The organism is Staphylococcus sp. Marseille-Q1834, from assembly GCF_916858875.1.
GTDB lineage: Bacteria > Bacillota > Bacilli > Staphylococcales > Staphylococcaceae > Staphylococcus > Staphylococcus pragensis.
The window spans coordinates 1,349,184-1,372,900 of the sequence record NZ_CAKASN010000001.1 but is presented as its reverse complement, the minus strand read 5'-3'; the positions used below and the strand labels follow the sequence as shown (position 1 = coordinate 1,372,900).

At 35.1% G+C, this 23,717-nt stretch carries 21 protein-coding genes, 1 pseudogene and 1 riboswitch; of the genes and pseudogenes, 7 read left to right on the top strand and 15 right to left on the bottom strand.

Annotated features, from left to right (window positions below):
* Positions 1–60 precede the first annotated feature (60 nt).
* From LIX58_RS06745 to LIX58_RS06710, 8 genes are all read right to left on the bottom strand, one after another.
* Positions 61–783 carry a MerR family transcriptional regulator gene (locus tag LIX58_RS06745; RefSeq protein ID WP_154837264.1) on the bottom strand — a complete coding sequence of 241 codons (723 nt, stop codon included), beginning with the start codon at positions 781–783 and terminating at the stop codon, positions 61–63.
* 96 nt (positions 784–879) lie between these two features.
* The gene (locus LIX58_RS06740) at positions 880–1,752 is read right to left on the bottom strand and encodes an alpha/beta fold hydrolase (protein WP_154837266.1); all 873 of its coding nucleotides are present in this window, start codon (positions 1,750–1,752) and stop codon (positions 880–882) included.
* A 96-nt stretch (positions 1,753–1,848) separates the two neighbouring features.
* Entirely contained in the window at positions 1,849–2,553 is a 705-nt protein-coding gene (locus LIX58_RS06735) for a GTP pyrophosphokinase family protein (protein WP_154837268.1), read from the bottom strand.
* Between the two features lie 243 nt (positions 2,554–2,796).
* Positions 2,797–3,210, bottom strand: a complete 414-nt coding sequence (locus LIX58_RS06730; protein ID WP_154837270.1) for a DUF2188 domain-containing protein — start codon at positions 3,208–3,210, stop codon at positions 2,797–2,799.
* A 79-nt stretch (positions 3,211–3,289) separates the two neighbouring features.
* Positions 3,290–5,173, bottom strand: coding sequence for an FUSC family protein (locus tag LIX58_RS06725; RefSeq protein ID WP_413470816.1), 1,884 nt, complete (start codon positions 5,171–5,173; stop codon positions 3,290–3,292).
* 179 nt (positions 5,174–5,352) lie between these two features.
* A complete protein-coding gene (locus LIX58_RS06720) occupies positions 5,353–5,637 on the bottom strand; it encodes a putative quinol monooxygenase (protein ID WP_103329890.1) in 285 nt (94 codons plus the stop codon).
* Positions 5,638–5,869: 232 nt separating this feature from the next.
* Positions 5,870–5,965: a type I toxin-antitoxin system Fst family toxin gene (locus LIX58_RS06715; RefSeq protein WP_126565520.1), complete on the bottom strand. Its 96-nt coding sequence runs from the start codon at positions 5,963–5,965 to the stop codon at positions 5,870–5,872.
* A 388-nt stretch (positions 5,966–6,353) separates the two neighbouring features.
* Positions 6,354–7,634 carry an MFS transporter gene (locus tag LIX58_RS06710; protein WP_226386279.1) on the bottom strand — a complete coding sequence of 427 codons (1,281 nt, stop codon included), beginning with the start codon at positions 7,632–7,634 and terminating at the stop codon, positions 6,354–6,356.
* A gap of 328 nt (positions 7,635–7,962) precedes the next feature.
* Positions 7,963–8,072, top strand: a riboswitch (TPP riboswitch).
* Positions 8,073–8,134: 62 nt separating this feature from the next.
* On the opposite strand from LIX58_RS06710, the gene LIX58_RS06705 reads away from it, so the two are divergent.
* From LIX58_RS06705 to LIX58_RS06675, 7 genes are all read left to right on the top strand, one after another.
* Positions 8,135–8,728: a thiamine phosphate synthase gene (locus tag LIX58_RS06705; protein ID WP_154837274.1), complete on the top strand. Its 594-nt coding sequence runs from the start codon at positions 8,135–8,137 to the stop codon at positions 8,726–8,728.
* Entirely contained in the window at positions 8,721–9,836 is a 1,116-nt protein-coding gene (gene thiO / locus LIX58_RS06700; protein ID WP_154837276.1) for a glycine oxidase ThiO, read from the top strand. The genes LIX58_RS06705 and thiO overlap by 8 nt, the downstream gene beginning before the upstream one ends.
* Entirely contained in the window at positions 9,820–10,020 is a 201-nt protein-coding gene (gene thiS / locus LIX58_RS06695; protein ID WP_103297373.1) for a sulfur carrier protein ThiS, read from the top strand. The genes thiO and thiS overlap by 17 nt, the downstream gene beginning before the upstream one ends.
* 1 nt (position 10,021) lies before the next feature.
* Positions 10,022–10,789 (top strand): thiazole synthase, encoded by a 768-nt coding sequence (locus tag LIX58_RS06690; RefSeq protein ID WP_226386195.1) that lies wholly within the window; start codon positions 10,022–10,024, stop codon positions 10,787–10,789.
* On the top strand, positions 10,789–11,787 hold the full coding sequence (locus LIX58_RS06685) for a ThiF family adenylyltransferase (RefSeq protein ID WP_154837280.1): 999 nt from the start codon (positions 10,789–10,791) through the stop codon (positions 11,785–11,787). Before LIX58_RS06690 ends, LIX58_RS06685 begins: the two co-directional genes overlap by 1 nt.
* 112 nt (positions 11,788–11,899) lie before the next feature.
* The gene (locus tag LIX58_RS06680; RefSeq protein ID WP_226386194.1) at positions 11,900–12,514 is read left to right on the top strand and encodes a DedA family protein; all 615 of its coding nucleotides are present in this window, start codon (positions 11,900–11,902) and stop codon (positions 12,512–12,514) included.
* Positions 12,515–12,683: 169 nt separating this feature from the next.
* A complete protein-coding gene (locus tag LIX58_RS06675; RefSeq protein WP_154837283.1) occupies positions 12,684–14,648 on the top strand; it encodes a fructose-1,6-bisphosphatase in 1,965 nt (654 codons plus the stop codon).
* Positions 14,649–15,365: 717 nt separating this feature from the next.
* Here the strand turns inward: LIX58_RS06675 and uidA are convergent.
* The 7 genes and pseudogenes from uidA to LIX58_RS06640 all read right to left on the bottom strand — a co-directional run bounded on the left by uidA (position 15,366) and on the right by LIX58_RS06640 (position 23,624).
* Positions 15,366–17,159 carry a beta-glucuronidase gene (gene uidA / locus LIX58_RS06670; RefSeq protein ID WP_226386193.1) on the bottom strand — a complete coding sequence of 598 codons (1,794 nt, stop codon included), beginning with the start codon at positions 17,157–17,159 and terminating at the stop codon, positions 15,366–15,368.
* A 25-nt stretch (positions 17,160–17,184) separates the two neighbouring features.
* Positions 17,185–18,036, bottom strand: a complete 852-nt coding sequence (locus LIX58_RS06665; protein WP_154837287.1) for an SDR family oxidoreductase — start codon at positions 18,034–18,036, stop codon at positions 17,185–17,187.
* A 13-nt stretch (positions 18,037–18,049) separates the two neighbouring features.
* Positions 18,050–19,093, bottom strand: a pseudogene (gene uxuA / locus LIX58_RS06660) (mannonate dehydratase).
* 13 nt (positions 19,094–19,106) lie between these two features.
* Positions 19,107–20,513, bottom strand: a complete 1,407-nt coding sequence (gene uxaC, locus LIX58_RS06655; RefSeq protein WP_154837291.1) for a glucuronate isomerase — start codon at positions 20,511–20,513, stop codon at positions 19,107–19,109.
* 18 nt (positions 20,514–20,531) lie between these two features.
* Positions 20,532–21,947, bottom strand: coding sequence for an MFS transporter (locus tag LIX58_RS06650; protein ID WP_226386192.1), 1,416 nt, complete (start codon positions 21,945–21,947; stop codon positions 20,532–20,534).
* 23 nt (positions 21,948–21,970) lie between these two features.
* Positions 21,971–22,981: a sugar kinase gene (locus tag LIX58_RS06645; protein WP_226386191.1), complete on the bottom strand. Its 1,011-nt coding sequence runs from the start codon at positions 22,979–22,981 to the stop codon at positions 21,971–21,973.
* A gap of 4 nt (positions 22,982–22,985) precedes the next feature.
* Entirely contained in the window at positions 22,986–23,624 is a 639-nt protein-coding gene (locus LIX58_RS06640; protein WP_154837295.1) for a bifunctional 2-keto-4-hydroxyglutarate aldolase/2-keto-3-deoxy-6-phosphogluconate aldolase, read from the bottom strand.
* Positions 23,625–23,717: the final 93 nt, after the last annotated feature.

Here is a 23,717-nt window from a genome sequence, read left to right as displayed (position 1 = left end):
TTCTTTTTTATAAAAGAATAAAGCATCCTAGCTTATTCATACTAGGATGCAGTGCTAACGTTATTTATTATCGCTTGCGACTTCTATGCAATAATGTGTTTCGTGACATTTAGGGCATTGAAGTTTGCGTGTTTTAGTTGTGTGTGTTGCTAAAACGAATGATTTTAATGATGGTTTAAAGACGTGTTGGCAATTCGGACATAGATAAGAGATATGCTTGAAATAGAAAGTAGTTAACCCTATAGCATACGTTACTAGAATGGGTAACACTGTTACGAATGGTTTCGCTGAGCTTCTTAACAAGCTAATCACTAATCCAGAATATTGTATGAGTCCTATTAACCCTGCACTAAGCCAAATTTTACCTTTTACTGTGTTGAGTGTTTGAGATTTTTTCATAACATTATCTATGTCAGTTAAATGATTGATTGAAGAACTAGATTGTTCTGAAATATATTGTTGTACCGCATTGATACGTTTTAAAGTCTCAGCTTGATGTTGCATATCTTGCTCAATTGTTTCTTTATGAAGTTGAAGCATCATTTTCAAAGTTTGTAAGTCATTATCTTCATAAAGTAATGTTTTAATTTCATCTAATGTACAGCCAAATTTTTTCAAGATTAATATTAGTTGAAGTTGGTGTCGTTGTGTGTCTGTATAATAGCGTCGGTTAGATTCGTGATGACGTTCAGCGGTTAATAACCCTTTGCGATCATAATATTGTAATGTTCTGATTGTGATGCCACTTTGTTTGGCAAGTTCTCCAATTGAATAATGTGACATAGCCTTCACCTCCTAGCTCTAACATAGCTAATGACGCTACGTCATGAGCAAGACCATTTTCAAAAAAAGATAACTAGCAGTCTCCCCTCTGTCTTATTAAGATTCAATCCAGTCTTTTATATGGTCAATAATCCCTTCTGTACCATTGGGTAGCTTCTCTAAAACGGAAGGAAAATCAATATGGCCAATACCTGGGTAAAGAATACCTACTGTTTCGCCACCATATTTCTTAAATTCTTCCATCGTTGCCTGGGAATCTGTGTAAGGAATCACGTCATCATCTTCTCCAGCGATAAATAATAGCTTAGGAAATTGTTTAATTGATTCAATATCAGGCATATAATCGGCTTTCACCGTATAAATGAGGTCAGTAATAATTGTTCTTAATGGTGCGACAAAGGATAAAATACTAACGCCGTTCTCTTTACGTGCATAGACTGTCTTCTTCAAAATGTATTGTGGCAAGTTCTTAATCGCAACAAGTTCGTCTTTTAAATGTTCACGTTTCCTATTCTTTGTAAATAAACGTGACACCATACTCGCATTAGGCGAAATCTTTGCTGCACTACTTAAATAGACGAGATGCGAAATTGGAAGTTTATTAAATTTTAATAACCGCGTACCAATCATCCCGCCCATAGAGTAACCAATAATCATCATTTTATCTATATCATGCTCTTCTACAATTTGTTCTAGCACATCTTCAATACGTTCAACATAATCATCTAAATTATGATGTTCTCGTTCAATTTTTGAACTTTTGCCACGGCTAGGGCAGTTGATAAATATCATTTTATATTCTCTGAAATAGGGCTCAAATAGTGTCATAATGCGGTATGTCATTAATGCACCATGTAGAAATACAATTGTTTTATCTGTGTCCATATTCCCTGCATATGCCACTTCGCTCTGTTCATTTTCATAATTTTTTAATTGATAAATTTGTGTCTTAAAATTTCGTTTATCCATAATCAACCTCAAAATTTAAAATAGTACTAATCAATTATTCTATCACAAATTTATCTATTCTAGGGCATAATTAAAAGGGGTTCAATTCGAACCCCCTTACTCCATTTCTCTATTCGATATTTCTGAATGAATGGCTTGCATTTTCGCTTCAATATCTGTAATTTCAAGTGCACATTCTTTCAGTCTATCTTTATAATCTTCTGTATTTGTATTATTTTTATAGCGAATTTTGTGTTCCAAACTTGCCCACATGTCCATACCTATCGTACGAATTTGTATTTCAACGGGCGTTACTTCAACACGATCAGCTAAAAAGACAGGAATCGAAACGACAAGATGTAGACTGCGATAGCCATTTTCTTTCGGCTGTTTAATATAATCTTTACGTTTTAATAGTTTAACGTCTTCTTGTTTTAATAACATCTTTTCAATAACATAAATATCTTCTAAGTAATTACAAACGACACGAATACCAGCAATATCTAAGATGTTCTCTTTCGCACTTTCTGCACTGACAGGTAAGTGTTTACGTTGTAACTTCTTAACTAGACTATTCATCTCTTTAACGCGACGTTCCATATGATGGATTGGATTATGTTTATACACATGGTTAAAATTATCATCTAAAATATCTAATTTCGTGCATATTTCTTTTAAAGCAGATGAATATAAATGGTCAAGTTCCACGAAGCCAATCAATCTATCAAAGGCCTCATCCCCATCTTTGAAATGATTTAAGCTGTCTTTAAATTCGCTTCGCAATTCTTCTATATACAATGATGGTTTTCTTTCTACGTACATAGCTGTTCCCCCTTGTTCCTTAACCTCCATTATATCGAATTGCAAAATGAACTAAAAACAATAACCATCCCATTTAACCTAGGTAATTAGACTGAGTTATATAACTTTTGAACGAGTCGCTTGCTTAAGTTGCTCGCGTTCTTGTGGGAAAGCGCACAACTTAAACGAGTGAATATCTATCTAAGAACCACTAAAAAATCCCAAACAAGCTTTTGAACTTGTTTGGGATAAGTGGATTAATTATTATTCATCTTTTTTGTGTTCGATAACTTTAGTATCTCGATTGTCGGCGATTTCTTGTGCACGTTGTTTCGCGTCTTCTTTCTTATCGAATGAATCAGAAGCTTGTTTCGCGCCGTCTGTTTTCACTTTCCACTCATTATCTTCAAAGTATACATGTACATTTTCTTCATTTAATTCTGGATTGGCTGAATCATCTTTTTGATGTTGCGTTATGTGTTTATTTTTTAACTCTTCTAATTCATCTTTGCTAGCGTTTTTATACCAATCTTCCGCTTGTTTTGTTGCGATTGGAATAATGTCGCCTTCTTTATAGCCATCTTTTAACATGGCATTACCGATATCAATTGCTTTTTTACGTTCAAGTTCATCAAAGTTCTTCCAAGTATTTGGATAATCGTCCATTGTCCAAGGCATAGTGTCACACTCCTCTTATTTATCTTAATAAGGTTTTACCACGTGACTTGAAAATGAAACGCCTGCCTGTAAACAAACTTTATGCTTCAGTAGCTGATTTCACTTCAGTATCATCGACATCTTTACGTGATGCGACACAGTTGCTTTGTAGTTTCATTAGCACTGATTTTAAATAATTATACTGTGGTAAATCTGATAATTCTTTAACATCCAAACTACTTTGAAGTTCGAAATGTTTCGCTACATTTTCAAATGTTACTAAGTATTCGCCCATTTGTGTATCTGAAATATGTTGGCGATCCTTATTTTGCATGGCACGCATTAACATAAAGTTGATTTCTTCTAATGCGAAAATACTTGGATAATAGTAGCGTAAAACGGCTTTATTAGAGAATAATTCACCACTCGCTGAATTATAAGTCTGAGTCATATTGCTCATTTTAACGGATAATTCAAAACTTTCCTTTCTTTCACGTTTTGTATCTTGGTGTGCATTTTCAGAGAATAAATAATGGAACAGAATCGCTTCTTTACGTGCTACTTCAGCAATTGTACGTGGTAACATAGCTGAAGCTGTTTGATGGTTAATGAGTAAGATACCTACGATGGCAATCACAATTCCGATGAGTACATCAAAAATACGTGTATACGCAATGGAAATAGATAGATTATGTGATGCTAAACCGTTTAATAAGATAACTTGCGTCGTGATGAATATAACGGCAAAGGCATAGTTTGAACCTACAAACGCTTCTGTTACCATTGCGGCTAGGCCCATGATAATGACCGCTACAACGAGATGTGGATTAAAGAACAGAATACCTGATAGTAATAAAGTTCCTAGGATAGTACCTAAACCACGGGCAACGGAACGGTCTAACATGCGTCGTGTCGTCATACCTAACATGATTGTGTGTGCCGATAATGGAATCCAATACGATTTCTGAATATTAAAGGCTAATGATACGAAAATCGCTGCTCCTAATATCACAGCATAGATGAGCGTATTACGGAAAACGATAGAATCCAGTGTTAAATTATGAAGAATACGTTGACTATATAATGGCTTTCTAACGCTCGCTTGATGTTCAATTTGATTTGCATTTAAATTCGCAATTTCATCAATTTTTAGAATGTGCTGTAATAGATTGTCGAACTCATCACTCACATGCACTTCTTTCGTCCAATTCTCACGCTTAGCACTATGACGGTATGCATTACGCATTGTTACATCCATCATATCTATTAAATCTTGAGGTAATGGACGAATATTTTGTTCATGTAACTCAAGCAATTCAGAGTAAATCCCTTGCGCTGAGGTATGGAGTAATAACAAGCGTTGGAAACGTGAATTTAATTTCGATTTTGCTCCTGCTGTGGCAGTAATCAATAATTCATCTGAGTTTTTAAATGCAGTTACTGCAGATTGCGACACTTCTTTAAACTTTTCAGGGTCATTAAAGTGATGCATTAACTCATGAATCATTTTAAAGTCTGATGTAATCGCACGATCTTCAACTTTCTGCTTTTGAAAAAGAATCATCAATAGCACAACAAATGTTGCAAGGGCTCCCCCACCTAAAATAGCCAAACCACGAAATAGCGCTTGGTCAGGTGCGACAGGTAAGTTACTAGGTAAACAAAATGTGACCAAGAAGAATGTAGAAGACGGGCCAGCAATCTTTAATGCACTAAAAATGTAAAACGGTATGACTGTTACTAGGAGTAATATAAAACCGTAAAGAACAGGTTGCGTCACCGTTAATGTTCCGAGCATCATACAGATGGCAAAAGAAATCGAGCATAGAATCACGGTTCTAAGCATCGATTGAGGGGATCCTTTGAAAACATAAACATGCGCTAAGGTCCCTGTTGATACTAATAAACCAATATTAAAGTCTCCTAATAGATAACCTACTAAGGCTGGGATAATCATGAGTAAACCTTGACGGAGACCTTTCATTGGGTCAATCTTAGTCGTATCAAACGTAATAAGAGAATGTAATACATTTCCCAATGTTATCTTTCCTTTCTATGAAACATACATGACTATGATAACATGTTTTAATCTCTCATATTTCTAGGTTGTTTTATTTAAAAAACTTACCTAGCAAAGACTAGGTAAGTTGGTATTTATGAGATTTATTTTGTTTCGGCTACATCAATGACAGGTTCTTCGGTAATGTACTTGCCGATATTTTCACTAAATACTCTAAAATGTTCTGAATGGTTATGTGTTTCAACTGCTTGTTGATCTTTATAATTCTCAACCACTACAAATGAATTACGTTCATCTACATCTTCATAATGGCTATAGAATGTATTGCCTTCTTCTTGACGAGAACTTTCTACTAACTTTTTCATTAAATCTAGATAGTCATCGCGATAGTCCTCATTTACTTTTAGTTTGGCATTAATAATAATCATGCAATCACCTTCAATAATTAGATTTACTTTATTTTACCATTTCTTCTTATTGACTAAACAGTTATATCTCTTTATAAGTGGGTGAAAGTGCATTTGATATTCATGCCTTCGTTTTGCATTTTCTTCTACGCTAATGATATAATCAAATTAACAAGAATATCTGCATTTAATGCACCAATCCCCCCACTATGGCAGTAGTGAGGGGATTTTTTGGTGTGGCTTTGTCGCCTATTTACTTATTATCGCGTTGTCGTAGCCAATATGAAAATAACGCAACAATACAACCACTTATGACTGTGGTTACGATGTGAACAAGAATATCTGTCATCTAAGCACCCCCTCTCTACGTCAAGATAGACGCCCGAGAGATAGGCGACCTTTATATTATAGCATCTTATTAAATTGACATAGCCCACTATATATTTAAAGATAAACTACGAATGTTGTTGCGCGACTCTTGCGGAGTATTTTAATAATGAACACAAGTGCATTAGCACTTGTGTAAGACGTTCTAAGATAGATAACGAAACGTAGTTGCGTAGACTCCTAGGGAAGCAGTGCCAGTCGAAGACTACAGGCTGAGACGGCGCCCCAGGAACGCGTAGCAACTTAAGTGAGTTAATATCTATCTAAGAACTGCTTTAGAAATAGCATCCCAAGAAATATGTCAATAAAAAAAGTGAGCGTTTTGCTCACTTTTCTATGAATCAAACCTATTATTTTAACTTTTTACTTTCATCTTTAATCAATGGTTTATCTGGTGAAACGAAGAACCATAAGATAACTGCAATGACAGCTGGAACGATAAGTAATTGGAATGTCATTGACCATCCAAGAGATGTTACTACTGCACCAGCTAAGAATGGACTAACTAAGGCACCAATGTTACCCCATAAGTTCATCCAACCAGAAACTGTACCGGCAAAGTTACGACCAATATCATTTGCAGCAGCCCAACTCATACCCATTGAGATACCCATACCACCTAAGCCAAGTGATAACCAGAAGATCGTAATGTATAAGCTTTCTGTATGAACTGCGAAGAAGATTGAAATCGCAAACACAATGAATCCAGCAATCGCAATTAATCCTCTTGATACAAAGCGTGATTGACCACTACGTAAAATTTTATCTGAAATGGCACCTGCAGATAAAATTAAGATAAACATAATAAACCAAGGTAATGAACTGATTGTCATATGTTTAAACTCTACATGATATTGCTCTGTTAAGTATGTTGGTAACCAAATTAAGAATAATGTAATAATAAATTGAACTACAAAGTATTGACCTGCGATAGCATAGAAACTTACGCGACGGAAGAATTGATTCCATGGTGGTAAAGATTTGCTAGTTTGAACTAAGTCACGATTTTGCATAATAAAATGTTTTTCCGCTTCGTTAACCATACGATGTTGCTCTGGAAGGTCTTTTGCGATGATTCCCCATAAAATCGCAATTAAGACACCAACCGCACCAAAAATATAAAAGACAGCTTGCCAATTAAATGCATTTACAATGGCGATAGTAATAATTGGTGCTAGTACTGGTCCAAAATACGAACCTGCTAATAATGCACTAGATGCTCTTCCCTTTTCATCTTTCGCAAACCATGTTGAGTTGAAAACTGCATTTGATGGATACATTGGTGCTTCCCCTACACCAAATAAGAAACGCACTAAGAATAATAAACCGTGATGTTTAATCATTCCTGTAAAAATTGTAAAAGCACTCCACCATACTAATGCGATAGTAATCATTTTACGTGGACCAAACTTTTCAGCTAACATACCTGAAGGTACTTGCATTAATGCATATCCTAATGAGAAGAAGGATGCTAATAAACCAAATTGCTGTTTATTCATATGTAAATCTTGCATCATTTGTGGTGCAATATATGAGATATTCGATCTATCCATATATGCAATTACTCCGATAATAAAAAATAGTAATGCGAACATCCAACGGACATTACTTTTCCTTTGTCTTTGAACCATATTCTTTCCTACTTTCCTTTTTTGTTGATTCTTTTTATGTTGTCTATTAATCATGAAGACTCCCTTTTGCTCTAATCACTTTCCACCTTTCAAGCCCTGTCATGATAGGCTTAATCACTTATTTTTTATCATATTACCAGGTATTGCAAACGTTTACAATATCTTTACAAAAGTTTTTTATTAAATTGCGCTTGTTTGTGTTGTTATACTACTTTTCGAAAAGTAGTGTCATATTTATTTTTATTTAAGATTTGAACTCTAATCAGAAAAACTGTAAAATGAAATTGAACTGAAACGCTATTAATTAATTTATAAATGAATAAAATTTATCATCCACTGGAAGTGCCTTTGTTTAAGGCTGAGAGTAAAGAACGAACTTTATAATTCCTGGAACCTGATCCAGTTTGTACTGGCGTAGGAAAGTGGCGTAAAGGATATCGTAAAGTTGAGCTAAACGCTATTTCCCTACGAGGGTAATAGCGTTTTTTATTGTTCAAGGGGTGAGGCATATATTTATTGCAATAACGACTTACAAAGATTTAACAGACGAAGATTTACAGCATTTCTTAGCTATAGCTGAAGGGATAGACGGACTACTTTTTCGTACCCCTATGTCACGTAAAGCGTTATTTAACTTCATCACACAACTTTTAGATGCAGGCTTTCCAAAAGAGAAAGTAATCATTCATAGTGATGTTAAGTTACTAGAATCATTGAGCCTTTCACGATTACATTGTCGTGAGATGGATAAGACTGCGTTTGATTACAAACAACGATACCCTCATGTCGAAGTCAGTATGTCGACCCATTCTAAAGAATCTGTGAAGCAAGCTTATGAACATGGTCTTGATTATGTGTTTTATGGCCACATTTTCACAACGCCTTCTAAACCAAATCAACAGCCACGTTCACAAGAAGAGGTCAATGACGTTTTACGTTTGCCGATTCCTATTTATGCTATTGGTGGCATCACTAAAGAAACGATTCACCAATTACCTAAAGGGTTTACTGGTATATGTGCAATTTCTTTCTTTATGAACGCATCTTTACAACAAATCGAACAGTTACGAAAGGAGTGGTTGAAAGATGCATGACGTTCTTATTATAGGTTCAGGCGTGATTGGCATGTCTATTGCGCGACATTTAAGTCAGTCACAAATGGATGTCGCTATTGTCGATAGAGATGTTCCTGGTAAACATGCTTCTTACAAAGCAGGCGGTATGCTAGGTGCACAAAATGAATTTACTGAAGATAATGATTTATTTAGACTTGCGCTCGAATCGCGCTCACTTTTCCCAGAACTGTGCGAAGCTTTGCAAGATGAAACAGGTATCGATATTCAATATCAGTCATCGGGATTAATCAAAGTGGCGAATCGCCCTGAAGATGTTGAAAGTTTAAGACAGCAATATGAATTCTTAAGTTCCATGGACCCTAGTGTAGTGGAATTATCTGAAGAAGATTTAATTGATTTAACGCATGGTCATGTCACATCAAGTGAAATGGCAATTTACATTCCAAATGATGGACAAATCAATGCGAACCATTATACGAAAGCACTTTTCAAATCACTACAGCAACGTAATATTCATCGTTATTATCAAACTGAAGTGCTTAACGTTGAACGTCAAAATGGCTATTACGAAGTATCTACATCAAGAGGTCAATTAGTTGCTAAGAAAGTGATTGTCGCTGGAGGAGCTTGGACTTCGAAATTATTAGAGCGCTACCAACTTCCGCGTAAAGTAGTTGGTGTTAAAGGCGAAGTATTATTGATTGAACATGACGACTTAGATTTAAAAGAAACGATATTTATGACGAATGGTTGCTATATCGTGCCGAAACAACCTAATCGTTTCCTTATTGGCGCGACAAGTGAGTTTGATAATTATTCTGTCGGCAATACCAATCAAGGTGTCTCATGGCTACACCAATACGCGAATGAACGCATTCCTGAATTAGCACAAGGTAAAGTCATTAAGCAATGGTCTGGCGTGCGCCCTTATACTGATGGCGAATTGCCTATCATGGATCGTATAGATGATGGTTTATACGTCATTACAGGTCATTACCGTAACGGTATTTTACTTTCACCTGTCATAGGCCGTGATATTGCGAATTGGCTATTTACTGGTGTTAAACCACGCAATTATGAGTCATTTAATGTTTCAAGGAGGTCAAATAATGAAGTGTATCATTAATGGTGATGCGTTCACATTCGACGCAGAACAGTCGATTACTCAAGTGCTTCACTCACTTGAATTAGACCCTGAACGTGTCATCGTCGAGCATAATAAGACATTAATTAAACAAGAAGAGTATGATAATCATACTGTACGTGAAGATGATCAATTAGAATTATTAGAATTTGTTGGAGGCGGATAATATGTTTAAAATTGGAAATTTAGAATTACAATCTCGTTTATTATTAGGTACTGGTAAATTTGAAAATGAAGACATTCAAACAGAAGCGATTAAAGCGTCAGAAACAAATGTTCTTACATTCGCAGTAAGACGTATGAACTTATATGACAAAAACTTACCTAACCCACTTGCGAATATTAATTTAAAAGATTTCATCACTTTCCCAAATACAGCAGGTGCTAAAACTGCAGAAGAAGCCGTTCGTATCGCTGAAATCGCTAACCACGCAGGCGTATGTGACATGATTAAAGTCGAAGTCATCGGTGATGATGAAACATTATTACCTGATCCTTTCGAAACATACGAAGCTTGTAAAATATTATTAGAGAAAGGCTACATCGTATGCCCTTACATTTCTAACGATGTTGTCTTAGCGAAACGCTTAGAAGAATTAGATGTACATGCCGTAATGCCACTTGCTTCTCCAATCGGTACTGGCCGTGGTATTAACAACCAATTAAACCTTAGCTACATTATTAAAAACGCTAATGTCCCAGTTATCGTTGATGCTGGTATTGGATCAGCTAAAGACGCTTGTCACGCAATGGAATTAGGTGCTGACGCCATCTTATTAAATACAGCTGTTTCAGGCGCTAAAGACCCTGTTAAAATGGCTGAAGCAATGAAATTATGTATTGAAGCTGGTCGTTTATCTTATGAAGCTGGACGAATTCCAGTGAAATATACTGCGCAAGCGTCAAGCCCAACTGAAGGATTAGAATTCTTATAATGCAACGTTACAATCGTCAAATGCGTTATCATGCTTTTGGTGAAAATGGGCAACACGCCCTATCGAATGCGAAGATTTTAATACTTGGTGCTGGTGCATTAGGTAGCCATGTAGCAGAGCTATTAGCTCGCATGGGCGCCCATCACTTGGCCATTGTTGATATGGATATTGTGGAAACATCAAATTTACATCGCCAAGCATTGTATACAGAAGATGATGCTACCAACATGGTGCCTAAAGTACACGCCGTTAAAGAAAAATTAGCGCATATTAATTCCAACGTAGAAGTACAAGCGTTTTATCAAGAAATTGACTCTACGAATATTGAAGATATTATGAATAAGGTGCAACCTGACATTGTGATTGATGGCATGGATCATTTTAAAATTCGTTATCTCATTAACGAAGTATGCCATAAGCATCATATTCCTTGGGTATATGGTGCTGCAGTTGGCAGTAAGGGCACCGTCTATGGCATCGACTTTGAGGGGCCTTGCTTAAAATGTTTATTAAAACGTATGCCTTCTACTGGCGAAAGTTGTGCGATTAATGGCGTCTTACCGCCTGTCATTACACAAGTGGCAAGCTATGAAGTATCAGAAGCTATTCGCTATTTATCTGGAAAAGGCTTTTCCAAAAAATTACTTACCATTGATGCTTTCGAGATTAACTTTAAAGCCATGAATGTCGATATCTTGAAAGACAATGACTGTGAAGTTTGCGAACAACAACATTATGAATTATTAGAAACAAAGCAACAGCAACACATTGAAAGTCTTTGTGGTAAAACGTATCTCTTTAGATACCAACCTGCTGTCTTTGAACACGCTGAACATTTCCCAGGTGATATGGTGAAATCCACGTCATTTGCGAAACTAATTCAAGATAAGGATTATGAAATTACCTTGTTTAAAGACGGACGTATGAATGTCTATGGTATCGAAGATGATGAAGAAGCTACTCAACTGTATCATCGTTACTTAAAGGCTTTAAAATAATAACCTTTTAGGTTTATACAAGCAATTCATAGTAAATTTTATTATAATGAATTTACTATGAATTTTTTATTGTAGTTATAAAGCTTAAAATTAAAGGAGTTCTTAATTATAAATGGAACAGTTAATTACCGATTTTATAAGTAAATGGGGCTACGCAGCCATCTTTATTCTTATCTTATTAGAGAATGTGTTGCCTGTCGTCCCTTCTGAGATTATTTTGACGTTTGCAGGATTAATGTCTGTTAAATCAGGCTTATCGATTCCCGTCTTATTCCTTATTTCAACTATCGCTTCATTTATAGGATTATTAATTTTGTACTATATCTGTCGTTTAATCAAAGAAGAAAGTATTTACCGTTTTGTTGATAAACATGGGAAATGGTTCAAACTAAAAGGTAAAGACGTCAAGCGTGCCAATGATTGGTTTAAACGCTATGGCCCATGGGCATTTTTATTATGCCGCTTCATTCCGGTTTTACGTGTACTCATTACCATTCCTGCTGGTATCAATAAAATGAATGTCATTACATTTACAGTCTTATCATTATTAGGTACAACGATTTGGAACTTTGCCCTTATTTTATTAGGCCGTTTATTAAGTGATAGCTTTGACGTATTAATGGCTGGTTTACATACTTATTCTTATATCATGTATGTCATTATCTTCTTAGCAATCTTATACCTACTATATGTTATATTCATTAAAAATAGAAAACGTACACGTTAATTTTTCAACCCTTCATCTAGCATGAAGGGTTTTTTCATATTTTAATTTCGACAATTTAAGCATCACCATTGAAAAAATGCTACTTTTTAAAGATAATTTATGTAAGCGGTTTTATATTTTACTGCCCTTTTCAAAACAAATGACAATCCCACACAGGAGTGAAAAATAAATGACGCAAACGACTGAAAGTGAATTAAGAAAGAAATATTTGGATTTATTGTCTCAACAATTCGATAGCCCAGAAAAACTTGCTACCGAAATTATTAATTTAGAATCTATTTTAGAATTACCTAAAGGTACAGAACACTTTGTGAGTGACTTACATGGTGAATATGAATCTTTCCAACACGTGCTACGCAATGGTTCTGGTAACGTGCGCGCTAAAATCAATGACATCTTCACAAATAAATTATCTCAAAGAGAAATTGATGACCTAGCTGCCCTTGTTTATTATCCTGAAGAAAAATTAAAACTTGTAAAAAATAACTTCGATTCTAAAGGTAAATTAAACCTTTGGTATATCACTACAATTGAACGTCTCATCGAACTTATTACTTACTGTTCTTCAAAATATACGCGCTCTAAGTTACGTAAAGCATTACCTGAAGAATTTACATATATTGTGGAAGAACTCCTTTATAAAAGCAATGAATTTAAAAATAAAAAATCTTATTATGAAACACTTGTTAACCTCATTATTGAACTCGAACAATCAGACGATTTAATCATCGGATTGTCTTATACTGTACAACGCCTTGTTGTAAATCACCTTCACGTTGTGGGTGACATTTACGATCGTGGTCCTCAACCAGATAAAATTATGGATACTTTAATCAATTATCATTCAGTCGATATTCAATGGGGTAACCATGATGTGTTATGGGTCGGCGCCTATGCAGGCTCTAAAGCTTGTCTTGCTAACTTACTCCGTATTTGTGCACGATATGATAATTTAGATATTATCGAAGATGCTTATGGTATTAACTTACGTCCTTTACTCACATTAGCTGAAGAGTATTATGATGGCGACAACCCTGCCTTTAAGCCAAAGAAACGTCCTGACAAACCTGCTGGCTTATCTAAACTCGAAGAGAGTCAAATCACAAAGATTCACCAAGCGATTGCAATGATTCAATTCAAATTAGAAATGCCAATTATTAAACGTCGCCCAAGCTTTGAAATGGACGATCGTTTAGTTCTTGAAAAGGTCAACTATGATACGAATGAAATTACAATTTACGGCAAAACATATCCTTTAAAAGACACATGTTTTAGTACAGTTGATCCCCAAGATCCAGGCAAACTATTACCTGAAGAAGAAGAAGTCATCGACAAATTGTTACTTTCTTTCCAACAATCTGAGAAATTAAAACGCCATATGGCTTTCTTAATGCAAAAAGGTAAACTTTACCTACCTTACAATGGCAATCTTCTTATTCACGGTTGTATTCCTGTCGATGAAAACGGAGAAATGGAATCATTTGAAATTGAAGGTGAGTTACATAAAGGCCGTGACTTACTTGATGTTTTCGAAAAACATGTGCGTTTAGCATATGATAACAAGGAAATTACTGATGATCTTTCAACTGATTTAGTATGGTATTTATGGACAGGTAAATATAGTTCACTTTTCGGAAAAAGAGCAATGACAACATTCGAACGTTACTTTATTGAAGATAAAGCCTCTCATAAAGAGCCTAAAAATCCATATTACTATTTACGTGAAGATGTGGATATGATTCGTAAGATGTTGAAAGACTTTGGCTTAAATCCAGATGAGGGACGTATTATTAATGGACACACGCCAGTTAAAGAGATTGATGGTGAGAACCCTATTAAAGCAGATGGCAAGATGATTGTGATTGATGGTGGTTTCTCTAAAGCCTATCAGAAGACAACAGGTATTGCAGGGTATACATTACTTTATAATTCATTTGGCATGCAGTTGGTGGCACATCAACATTTTGATGCGAGAGATAAAGTACTTTCAGATGGTGCTGATGAATTATCAGTACGTCGTGTAGTGGATGAAGAATTACAACGTAAGAAGATTAAAGACACAAACGAAGGTAAAGAAATGCTAGAACAAATCCGCATTCTTAAATTATTAATGCATGATAGATATTTGAAGTGATTTTACAATTATAATTATTATTTTTCTAAAATGGATGGTTATTTCACTTAAGTTGAGATGCTTGCCTAGGGGATGGGTTGAGCCCTGGTCTTGTAAAGTAGTTCTTAGATAGATATTTACTCGTTTAAGTTGTTTCGCTTTCCAGGGGTGCTGTCTCAGCCTGTAGGATTCTAAAGAAATTCTTAGATAAACATTTACTCATTTTTGTTGCGACGCTTTCTTGCGGGAAAGTCTCAAGCCTGTAGTCATGTAAATGCGTTTTTAGATAGATATTAACTCACTTAAGTTGCTACGCATTCCTGGGGTGCCGTCTCAGCCTGTAGTCTTCGACTGGCACTGCTCCCCTAGGAGTCTACGCAACTACGTTTCGTAATCTACCTTAGAACGCCTTACGCAAGTGCTAATGCACTTGTGTTCATTATTAAAATACTCCGCCAAGAGTCGCGCAACAACAATCGTAGTTTATCTTTAGAATTTCTTACATAAGTGCATAGCACTTATGTTCATTAGTGATTAACATAGGAGTCTTCACAACTACACTTCGTTATCTATCTTAGAACGCCTTACGCAAGTGAATTGCATTGATATTTCTTTATCAAACATGCAAAATGTTTATTTGATATTAAGTTAAGAATTTAAAAAATATAAAGATATAAAAAACTGTCGACAAGGTCTTGTACTTTGTCGACAGTTTTTATTCAAGTTTTAATTAGCGTACTATTTTTTATAATTAAAGTTTGGGATGTCGTGCCAACGTTGTTTGAAATAATGTGCGATTGATTTTGGTCTTCTATCTCGAGTGAAGATACCTTTTTTATTACCTTGAACACGGAATAAACCATCTGCAGTTTCAAAATCTGCAAAGTTCCAAACTTGCTCACCAATAAATGTAGGATATTGATCTACAATTTCATGGTTCGCTTTATAGTAATCTACTTGGAATTCTTCAGTAAACATTTGTGTTGCTGCTGAATGGAAGCCAACAATTGTATCAGCACCGTACTCTGTAAACATAATAGGTTTACCAGGTTCGATTTCGCCCCATTTATCTAATTCTTTTGTTAAGGCATTTTTAGCACTTTGTAAATCTGCCATTTGCGTGTACCAACCATAGTATCTATTTAAGCAAATCACATCTACAAGTTCATGGACTTTATCGACATCAGGTTGTGCTGTTAATATTAATACAATAGTGACTGGACGATTTTGAGGGTCTAAATCACGTGTTAAGTGTACTAATGGTTCGAAGTATTCTTTAGCGCCATCTTCCATAGAAGCTGGTTCATTGGCAACTGACCACATGACTACTGAAGGATGGTTTTTATCTCTAGCAATCAATTCTTTAATGACTTGTTCATGTGCTTCTTTCGTGTTCAGACCTTCCCAAGTATTAGGTTTTTCTGAATTATCATTGTTCAACAATGCAGTAAAGCTTAAATGAAGACCTACCCCAGTTGTTTCATCAATGACAACAATTCCTTGTTGGTCAGCTAAACGCATCATTTCTTCAGAATAAGGATAATGAGATGTTCTGAATGAGTTTGCACCTATCCATCTGAATAAAGCGATATCAAGCACGTTAGCACTTTCATTAAGACCACGACCATTGTAATAAGTATCCTCATGTTTACCGAAACCTTTGAAATAGAATGGTTCGTTATTAATTAAGAACTGGCCATCTTTCACTTCTACTGTACGGATACCGAAAGGTTCTTCATAACTATCAATTAATTCGTCCTCATCATAAATTTCTACTTTTAATTGATACATATAAGCATTAAGTGGTTGGTTGACTGTGATTGTCCCTTCAAAGTTTGACTCTGAAGCGACTACTTCTCCGTCTTCATCAATCACACTTACTTTAATTTTTTTATTGTCATCGAAGTTACCTTTTACAGTATAATCTACGACACCCTCTTGTTCATTATTAATATCAGTAACAATAACGATATCTTCGATGTATGACTTAGGCGTTGTATAAATTTTGACAGGTCTATGTAAGCCTGCATAATTAAAGAAATCAAAGTTAGGATTATTTTTTCTCACTACGCTTCCATCATCTCTTTTTTCTTCAGAATAATTACCTACAGGAAGTGTAGAATAATCTAATATATTATTTACTTTCACAGTTAAACGGTGTTTCCCAACCGAAGCAAGTTCGTCTGTTAACTCAACTTCGAAAGGTAAAAATCCTCCTGAATGTTTAACTACTTCTTGACCATCTACATAAACTGTCGCATGATGTGTTGCAGAAGCGAAACGTAAGACTACTCTGTCTTCTTTAAATGTCTTAGGAATGATGAACTCACGTTCATACCATACATTTCCGACATGAGCTCTAATTTCATCAACAACACCTTGTTCATTATAAGAGCCAGGTACTGCCATAACATATTCAGTCTCTATTGGTGTCTGAACATCATTAGGGTCATTTTCTCTTTCTAATTTAAAGTTCCAAACACCGCTTAAATCAACGACTGTTCTTGTTTCAGTATTTATTGGATATAACATATTATACGTCCTCCTGTAGTTTTATTTATACACCTGAATAAGCGTTAAATCCTCCGTCAATTGGTAGTACGACACCATTTACAAAACTTGAAGCTTGTTGGTTGAGTAAGAATAATAATGCGCCAACTAATTCTTCAGGTTCGCCAAATCGACCTAATGGTGTTGAATTAATAATTTTTTCTGCACGTTCAGAATAAGAGCCATCATCGTTGAGCAATAATCCTCTATTCTGATCAGTTAATAAGAAACCAGGTGCGATGGCATTTACTCTAATATTTGTACGTGAGAAGTATACGCTTAACCATTGCGTAAAGTTACTAATTGCTGCTTTAGCACCACTATATGCTGGAATCTTAGTTAAAGGTGTGAACGCGTTCATAGAAGAGATATTGATAATACTAGCAAAGTCTTGCTCGACCATATCTTTACTAAATACTTGCGTAGGAATAAATGTCCCTTTGAAGTTTAAATCAAATACAAAGCCAACACTTTCTTCATCCAATCCATAAAAGTCTTGAATCGATTCTTCATTATTGTTGTCATAATATTCATCATCAGTCGTACCTTTAGGATGATTTCCTCCAGCACCATTAATTAAAATAGATATTTCACCATACTTTTGATTGATAACTTCTTTTACTTTTTCCATATCCGTGCGTGACGTCACATCACCCTGGAAGAACTCGGCTTCACCTTTAGATGTAGTGCCATTTATTTCTTCAATTAAGCTTTTTCCCTTATCTTCATTCAAGCCAATAATCGCTACTTTAGCACCACAAGCGACTAAAGCTTTAGATAATTCTGAGCCTATGACACCTGATCCTCCAGTAATAACAACCGTTTTTTCACTTAAATCTACCTCAAAAGGTAATTTCATGTTATAACACCCCTTAGTTTGATTTAGTTACCGCTTCATATAATCCAATTAAATATGTTGCACCTAATGCACGGTCATATAAGCCATATCCTGGTTTACCAGTTTCGCCCCAAATCATGCGACCATGGTCAGGTCGAATTGGTCCATGATAATCAAATTCAGCAAGTGCTTTAATGATTTCATACATATCTAAAGAACCTTTAAACGATGGATGTGCAGATTCTTGGAATGAAGAGGTACCAGTGTGCTTAATATTACGCGCGTGCACAAAGTGTACACGATCTTTCTTACCAAAGTAACGTAACATATCGACGAAGTCATTGTTTTGATCTGCTCCTAATGAACCAGAGCACATTGTAAGACCATTATGTTTTGAATCATATAAATTGATAAAACGTTCTAAGTTTTCTTTGTTAGTGATGATTCGAGGTAATCCAAAGATATTTCAAGGTGGATCGTCCGGATGAATTGCCATCAGAACATCTTCTTCTTCGGCAACAGGTATTACTTTTTGAATAAAGTATTCTAAATTCTGCCATAATGACTCTTCATCAACATCATCATATTCATCCAATAAGGCATTTAAACTTTCTTTAGTATAGCTTGAATCCCATCCAGGTAACGCTAGTTCCCCACTACGAGGATTCATTTTATCAACATCATTTTCATCATAAATTAAGCAAGTTGAGCCATCTTCAAGACGATACTCTAATTGAGAACGTGTCCAATCAAAGACTGGCATAAAGTTATAACATACTGTATGAATACCCTCAGAAGATAAATTTCTTAACGTTTGACAATAATTTTCAATATATTGGTCACGTGTTGGCTTACCAAGTTTAATGTCCTCATGTACTGGCACACTCTCAATCACTGATAATTCTAAACCAGCATCCTCTATTTCATCTTTTAGTGCTTTAATCTTTTCTCTCGGCCAAACTTCCCCGACTGGCACATCATAAATAGCACTTACAATACCTTCCATGCCTGGTATTTGGCGAATGTTCTCTAACGTGATAGGATCGTCTGACCCATACCATCTAAACGACATTTTCATTAGAATACCCCCATTAGATTAATTTAAAATATTCATAAGCATTGTTATAGCAAATGTTTTCGATTAATTTTTTCAATAATGCTTCATCATTAGGAATTTCTCCATTTTCTACATATTCACCAATAAACGTACATAAGATTCTTCTGAAATAATCATGTCTTGAATATGAAATAAAGCTTCTTGAATCTGTTAGCATTCCAACGAAATTCATTAATAATCCTTGATCTGCTAATGAAGACATTTGACGAATCATGCCACGTTTAGTGTCATTAAACCACCAACCTGCACCATGTTGCACTTTACTTCTAATACCAGGTTCTGTTTGGAAATTAGCAATCGCAGAACCAACGATATCGTTATAATTAGGATTTAAATTATAAAGAATAGTCTTAGGTAAATGGTTCTCATATTCCATCATGTCGAGTAATGAGTTTAAATGGTAAGCGATATTTTCTTGATCTAAGATAGAATCGAACCCTGTATCTGGACCTACTTTTTCAAACATTTGCGTGTTAGCATTTCTTAACGCACCAAAGTGAATTTGCATTGCCCAGCCATTCTCATGATATTTTTTACTTAATTCATTTAAGATGAACGTTTGGAATTGTGCTTTCCCTTTGTCATCAATTTCCTTATTATTTAAAGCATTTTCAAAGATGCTATCAATTTCTTCTTTTGAAAATGGTTCATACTGAAGCACTGAAATACCATGGTCAGATAACTTAGCACCTTTAGAATGGAAGAAGTCAATACGATGATGAAGACCTTTAACAAAATCAACTACATTATTGATTTTAGTGTCTTCAACTTGTTCAAGTTTCTCTAAAAATGTTAAGAAAGCTTGATCTCCTATTTTGAATACCTCATCAGGTCTAAAGGTAGGTAAAACAGCTGTATCAAAATCATCCAATTGTGCAATTTGATCGTGATATTTTAAATCATCTGTAGGATTGTCAGTAGTACAAATCACATTCACATTTGAATCAGTGATTAAAGAACGTGCACTCACTTGATTGTCTTTTAAGAATTGATTTGCTTCATCGTAAATTTTCTCTGCATTGTCTGCAGTCAATAATTCATCAATGTTAAAGTACATTTTTAATTCTAAATGTGACCAATGATATAATGGGTTTCCTACACAATTTTCAACCGTTTCTGCCCATTTAATAAATTTCTCTCTATTACTTGCATCACCAGTAATATAACGCTCTTCAATACCAAGCGCTCTCATTGCTCTCCATTTATAATGATCTCCACTTAACCAAATATCAGCTATATCTTCAAATTGGGTATCTTCTGCAATTTGTTGTGGACTTAAATGACAGTGGAAATCATAAATGGGTAAATCTTTAGCATAGTTCTCATATAATTTTTTCCCTGTTTCATTGTTCAACATAAAATTTTCATTAATAAATGCCATAACAATAAAGCCTCCTATTTATAATTCATCTCTTAAAGTTAATTCTTTAACAATTTGTTTATGTCGCTTATCTGTTAGTGGATAAGTTAAAGCGAAAATAACAAGTGCTAATAAACTGATGCTTCCTGGTATAACGAAGAATAAAATTTTAAGACCTTCTAAAGTACCTTCTGTCTGCGCTACATTAGGTTGATAACCAATCATAGTTAATGCTAAACCAGGTACAAACCCTACTAAGGCTTGTGAAACTTTACGTGTAAAGCTATAACTTGAATAAATAATCCCTTCTGTACGTTTACCTGTCTTCCATTGTCCATACTCAACCACATCAGCGATAAACGCCCAAGAAACAGTCGTCGGTATGACTAAGAAGAAATTAGATAATGTATTAGCGATTAAAAAGCTGATGTAATGTTCGCCAAAAATAAAGTAATTTAGAAACTCGAATGTAACGAAACCTCCGAGACCTATCACTGCGGTCATTTTCTTACCAAACTTTTTACTTAAAAATGTTGTTAATAATAATCCTGGAATTAACATGATAAAGTTTAATGCACTCACTAATCCTACTAAGTTAGGCTCATTTAAAACATATTGGAAATAATATAATTGAGATGATTGTTTTAAGAACATCGCCATGATACTTAGTAAAGTGAAAATAGCTAAGGCAGCAAATGCCCCATTTTTAACAACATTCATAAATGCGTTAGTATCATCATTTCGCTTAACCTTTTCTTCCTTTTTATTATCAACGACAACATGACGTTCTTTGACGTTTTTATAACAAATAATGTGAAGTAATACCCCAATGCCAGCAAGTAATGCAACAACAACTGGATAACCTAAGGCATGATTATCAAATATATCTACCATAGGCACGACCACAATTCCTGCAACAAATATCGCACCTTGAGAACCTAAATTCCTAAATACTGATAATTGCGTACGGTCATCAGCATTCAAAGTCATTGAAGCTGATAATGAACCATAAGGGATGTTAACCACTGAATACGCTAGGTTAAATAACATATAAGTTGCAAATGCCCATACAATCTTACCCGTATCTCCCAAATTAGGTGATAAAAATGTAATAATAGTCATTATCGCTAAAGGTAATGTACCGTAAAGAATAAATGGTCTAAATTTACCTTTAGGTCCAATATTCTTTCGAGAATCTACGATGGTTCCTACGCCAGTATCCACAAACGCATCGAAAATTTTAGAAATTAAGAATACTAACCCTCCGTAAAAGGCTGAGATTCCTAAAATGTCTGTGTAAAACTTAAGTAAATAAATTTGACCCATATCAAACATTAAGCCATTACCTAAATCTCCCAAACCATAAGAAAACTTTTCTTTAAATTTTAATTTAGGTTGTTCAAGTTCTTTAAACTTTTGAACTTTTGGCTTGCTACCATTAATTTCAGAAGTCATATTCTCCCCTTCTTTCTAATCCCCTATCGTTTAATGTCTTGTGTATCGGGTTGGATAGAATTGATAACTTCAAAATTAGAAGGTGTGTGATCACCCTCAACTGTATGCTTGTATAATGCATTTTTAATCCCAAATTCAACCGTCTCATCTTTATCAAGTCCATTGATGAGACCATAAATAATACCTACACTAAATGCATCTCCAGTTCCAACTCTATCGATAATTTCAACTTCATATTGTTTTGATTGATACACTACATCTTCTGTATACAAGAATCCTTGTAAGCGGTTTCTTGTACTGCTAAAATTTTTTCTCTGTGTAAACGCGATATACTTAATATCATATTTTTCTTGAATTTCTTTTAATATTGGCTTTAATTTTTCGATATTAGCTAATCTATCCAAACCATCTTTTTTATCTTTATTTTGATCATCGGGTAGCGACAATGGTTCGTAACCAAAGATTAAATCAACGTTAGGTAGTAACTTAGACATCTTAAGTCGTGCAGTTTCGAAGTCCCATAGAGCTGCTCTGAAATTCAGATCACAACTAACGAACATCCCTTTTTTCTTAGCATGTTCCAGTGTTTGTTTAACTAAGTCAAACATATCTTCATTTAAAGCTGGAGTAATTCCAGTAAAATGAAACCATTGATGGTCTGCTAATGCTTGCTCAATGTCATAATCGTTAAATGTCGTATTTGAGAATACGGAGTTTTGACGATCATAAATAACTTGTGACGGTCTTACACTGAACCCTTTCTCCAAGAAATACGTTCCTAAGCGTCCATCATTTCTTTCGACAAACTGGGTATCGATACTATGTTTTCTCAAATTCATGATGACAGTGTCACCTAATAAATTCTTCGGTAAAGCCGTTAGCATCGAGCACTCAACACCTAATGAACTTAGTCCTACTGCGACATTCATTTCTGCGCCCCCATAATTGACATCGAATCGCTTGGCATCCGTTATGGTTCCAAACCCTTCAGGGGACAAGCGCATCATGATTTCGCCTAGCGTAATAAATTTCAAAGTCTCACCCTCTTATTTCATTAAATTTTTGTACGAATTGTTGCGTGTTCTCTTTAACGATGTTGATATCGGAATTCGCCTGTTTCGTCAATGCGCTTCCTATGCCTACCGCAAACGCACCTTTGTCATACCATTCATTCATGTTGTCTAATGAAACACCACCTGATGGCATCATTTCAACATGTGGCATAGGGCCGTGCACGTCTTTAATGTATTTAGCGCCTAATAGATTACCTGGGAATAATTTAACGACATCAACGCCTGATTTAAGGGCTTCAGTAATTTCAGTAACAGAGCCACATCCAGGTAAATAAGGTATCGTGTATAGATTGCACATTTCTGCGATTTGAGCATCAAAATGTGGACTGACAATATAAGAAGCTCCATGACTAATCGCAATTCTAGCTGTGACAGCATCTAACACAGTACCAGCGCCTACGACAACATCGTGTTCTTTATATTTTTCTAATATTTCTTGAATGACGAGTTCCGCTTGTGGTGTAGTGAAGGTCACCTCTATATTAAGAATCCCTCCTTTAATAATTTGTTCAATATAAGCGACGGCTTGTTCTTGACTGTTACCTCTTACAACAGCTACTAAATAATTTTCATGTAAACGATTTAAAGTCTCATATTTTTTCAACTTTCTCGCCCTCTCCTCTTTTTTCACTTCCATTATTCTTTTTTTGAAAAATATGGTCAATTTTCCATTTATGATCATTTTAAAATAATATAA